3 protein-coding genes and 1 pseudogene are annotated in these 3,941 nt (G+C 66.7%); all 4 read right to left on the bottom strand.

The features are described 5' to 3' along the window. Nucleotides 1-38 precede the first annotated feature (38 nt). Nucleotides 39-1,219, bottom strand: a protein-coding gene (locus ACHFFZ_RS10795; RefSeq protein ID WP_394276629.1) for an IS3 family transposase whose coding sequence is annotated in 2 segments (ribosomal slippage) — nt 39-967 and nt 967-1,219 — 1,182 coding nt in all. Because the reading frame shifts where the segments join, the coding sequence is not laid out codon by codon here. 899 nt (nt 1,220-2,118) lie between these two features. Continuing rightward, a pseudogene (locus tag ACHFFZ_RS10790) lies at nt 2,119-2,355 on the bottom strand (thioredoxin family protein); the annotation flags it as partial. Nucleotides 2,356-2,414: 59 nt separating this feature from the next. After that, nucleotides 2,415-3,350, bottom strand: a complete 936-nt coding sequence (gene trxB, locus ACHFFZ_RS10785; RefSeq protein ID WP_394276628.1) for a thioredoxin-disulfide reductase — start codon at nt 3,348-3,350, stop codon at nt 2,415-2,417. Nucleotides 3,351-3,413: 63 nt separating this feature from the next. Then, nucleotides 3,414-3,941 (bottom strand): enoyl-CoA hydratase/isomerase family protein (locus ACHFFZ_RS10780; RefSeq protein ID WP_394276627.1); only part of this gene is annotated, 528 nt, incomplete at its 5' end.

Here is a 3,941-nt window from a genome sequence, read left to right as displayed (position 1 = left end):
TGGGCTGTGTCAAGTTTCGTGGACAGGTGTTTTGTTGGTCAGGCCGCGGCAGCGGTCTGAGGTTGGTGGGCAGCGGCGTGGACCGCGGCTGGGGTTTGGTAGTCGAGGGTGGAGTGGCGGCGGCGTCGGTTGTAGAACACCTCGATGTACTGCATGACGTGGAGCCTGGCTTGGGCTCGGGTCGCGAACCTGTGCCGGTGGTACATCTCGTTCTTCAGCATCGAGAACCACGATTCGGCGACCGCGTTGTCGTGGCACGATCCGGTCCGCCCGACCGACAACCGCACCCCGAGTTGGCTGGCGACGGCGGCGTAATCGGCTGAGGTGTACTGAGATCCGCGGTCCGAGTGGAAGATCGCTCCAGGGGCGAGGTGTCCGTGGGTGTGGGCCATCCGCAGAGCGGCGCTGATCAGCTCGGTGCGCATGTGCTCGGCCATTGCCCAGCCGACCACCATCCGGGAGTGGAGATCGATCACGGTGGCCAGGAACAGCCACCCCTCGCCGGTGCGCAGGTAGGTGATGTCACCGACCAGCTTGGTCCCTGGCGTGTCGGAGGTGAAGTCGCGTTTGACCAGGTCAGGGCGCTGTTCGGCGTCGCCGGCGGGGATCGTGGTGCGTTTCTTCGTCCGGGGCTGGATGCCGGCGATCCCGGCCTGGCGCATGATCGAGCGCACCATTCCCTCCGAGGCGGGCACGCCGTCGGCGCTCAGATCGGCGCGCACCCGGCGGTGCCCGTTGACGCCGTTGGAGGCGGTGTGGCTGTCGATCACCGCGGCGGTCACCTCCGCCCGTCGGGTCGCCGCCGGGCTCGGGGTGTCGCCTCGCTTCACCCACGAGTAGTAACCGGCGCGTGACACGTGCAGCAGGCGGGTCATCAACCCGACCGGGTGGGTGGCCTTCTCCGCGTGGATCAGCGTGAACTTGTCGGTCACGGTTGCGTCCTGGCGAAGAAGGCCGCGGCTTTTTTCAGGAACGCGTTCTCTTCCGACAGCCGGCGCACCTCGGCCTCCAACGCGGCCAGCCGGGCCGCCTCCACCGGCGGCGGGGCCTTCACCGGGTCGGGGTGCTGTTCCCGGTAGATCTTGACCCAGTAGCCCAGCGAGCTCTCATTGATCTCCAACTCCCGCGCGACCTGCGCGATCGGCCGCTGCGCGACCACCACGAGCTGGACCGCGTCAGCCTTGAACTCCGGGGTGTACTTCCTGCGTATCGATGACATCTCGTCTCGTCGTTCCTTCCTGGTAACGACTGTCCACGAGAAGTGTCACACCCCAACGAGCCGACCAACACCGCTACCACACCATCATTCGCACCCAACACCCGCACCTGGCCGCGCAACTGCTCGGCAGCGACACACGAGACCGTCTCTTCGCCACCATCGCCAAGGCCGAGGATGCCGGCTTCTCCTGTGACCGCATCCTGGGCATCGCTGCGGCCGAACTCCCAGACCACACCGCCGACCCCACAGGCCTGATCATCTGGCGCATCAACAAGCACCTCAACCTCGCCGAAGACCACCGCTACAGCACCCAACACCGGCCCCTACGCGAAATGGCCCCAGAAGCGCTGCAGAAGGCGCTGGGCACCGCCGACCAACGGCGCGAAGAGACCCGCCAAGTACTGCGTGAAGCCGCCCTCCACGCCCCACAGCCCGCCGAACTACGCAACGGCGCAAAGGCCCCGTCCTGGACCCAGCGCGCCGAAGGCCACCACAGCGACAACGAACTGCGTGAACTCATCCACCACCAACGCGACCGCCTCGACACCCTCGCCGGCGCCATCACCGAAACCAGAACCCACCGCCGCGAACTCCGCCTCGACCTACGCCGCGCACCAACCGACAGCGCCCTCGCAACCGCACTCACCGCCTCAATCAACCGAATCGACGCGCGGCTGGAACGCCTCAACCAAGACCGACGCAGCCAAGAACAGCAACTCGCCACCCTGCGAGCCGAGTCCTGAACCGCCCCGGCAAGTCCGGAGACTCCGTTCCTTGGAAGGATGGGAGTCATGCCAGGAAACACATCGAAGAGGTACCCTGCTGAGTTGAAGGCTCGGGCGGTGCGGATGTATCACGAGATCCGCCCGGATCACGAGACTGATTCGGCGGCGATGGGCGAAGAACTGCAGCGTGGGCAGGCTCAGCACGCCCTGCTCGGCGGCCAGGTTCGGGTTGGCGTTGGTGTCGACCTTCACGAACTTCACGTCCGTGTACTCGGCTGCGAGTTCGTCGATGATGGGCGACATCTGCTTGCAGGGGGAGCACCAGTCTGCCCAGTAGTCGACGATGACGAGGCCATCGGCCATCAACACCTCGTCGACGAACGTCTTTTCGGTTACGTCGGTGACTGTCATGAGTTGCCTCTTTCTGGGTCGGACCTGTCGAGTCTAGTCGGGGCGGGAGCGGAACGGACTCAGTCGTCGAGCGAGGCGAGGTAACGCTCGGCGTCGAGAGCTGCGGAGCAGCCGCTGCCGGCGGCGGTGATCGCCTGACGGTAGGTGTGGTCCACCAGGTCTCCGCACGCGAAGACGCCGGGCAGGTTGGTGGCCGTCGAGCGACCGTCGACGAGCACGTAACCCTCGGCGTCCAGGTGCACCTCGTCTTTGACCAGCTCGGAACGCGGGTCGTGGCCGATGGCGACGAACAGGCCGTTGATCTCGACGTCGCGGGTCTCGCCGGTGATGGTGTCGGTCAGCGTGATCGACTCGACGCTGGTGGCGCCGTTGATGGCGGAGACCGCGGAGTTCCAGGCGAACTCGATCTTCGGGTCCTTCATGGCGCGCTCGGCCATGATCTTCGACGCGCGCAGCTCGTCGCGGCGGTGCACGATGACCACCTTCGAGCCGAAGCGCGACAGGAACGTGGCCTCCTCCATCGCGGAGTCGCCGCCACCGATGACGGCGATGGGCTTGTCGCGGAAGAAGGCACCGTCGCAGGTGGCGCAGTAGGACACGCCACGGCCGGAGAGGCGCTCCTCGTCGGGGAGGCCCAGCTTCCGGTACCCGGAACCCATCGCGAGGATGACGGTGCGGGCTCGGTACTCGGTGTCCTCCGAATCCTTGACGATCTTCACCTCACCGGTGAGGTCGAGGGCGGTGACGTCGTCGGTGATGAGCGTGGCGCCGAACCTCTCGGCCTGCTTACGCATCTCCATCATGAGGTCGGGGCCCTGGATGCCCTCCGGGAAACCGGGGTAGTTCTCCACCTCGGTGGTGTTCATCAGCGCGCCGCCGGACTCGAAGGCACCCTCGAAGATGACGGGCCTGAGGTTGGCGCGGGCGGCGTAGATCGCGGCGGTGTAACCGGCCGGGCCGGAGCCGACGATGATGACGTCATGAATCTCGGACATGCAACTTCCTGGAGAGTAGAGGGGCTCGGCCCATCCTAATCCCGGAGGCCAAGTTTGCCTGCGTCAGGCGTTCCAGCCCGAGCGGTAGGAGAACGCGGCGTCCACGTCGTCGGCCGGCACGTCCTCCAGGGAGGCGTGCTTCCACTGCGGATTGTTGTCCTTGTCCACCAGCAGCGCGCGCACGCCCTCGACGAAGTCCACCGGGATCAGCGACTCGGACAGGCGGAGGTCCTGATACAGCACCTCGCTGAGGGAGAGGTCCTTGGCGCGGTTGAGCGCCCGGAACGCGACGTGGACGGCGTAGGGGGAGCGGGCGCGCAGGTCGGCCCCGGCCTGACGGGCCGCCTCGTCGGGGTGGTTCTCGAGCGCCTTGGCGATCTCGCACACGTCGTCGCCCTGGTAGCACTCCTCGATCCAGGCGTTGGAGCCGTCGAACAGGGGAGCGGGGAGTTCGCCGTCGGCCGACTCGTCCGCAATGCCGAGCTGGATGGCGTCGCCGCCGGTGAAGTTGCTGCTGGTGAGCGCGAGATGCGTGCCGACGGCACCGGCCCGGGAGAGGTGGTAGAGCATGGCGCAGTCGGGGAACAGCCC

Origin of the sequence: Luteococcus sp., from assembly GCF_043424415.1 — a bacterium.
Taxonomy (GTDB): Bacteria; Actinomycetota; Actinomycetes; order Propionibacteriales; family Propionibacteriaceae; genus Luteococcus.
Note: the sequence above shows the minus strand (reverse complement) of the source record. Positions and strands in the feature narration are given on the sequence as shown.

What these genes read in the sequence shown, in the direction of transcription:
- trxB (WP_394276628.1), bottom strand. Translation starts at nt 3,350, where the DNA reads ATGTCCGAGATTCATGACGTCATCATCGTCGGCTCCGGCCCGGCCGGT.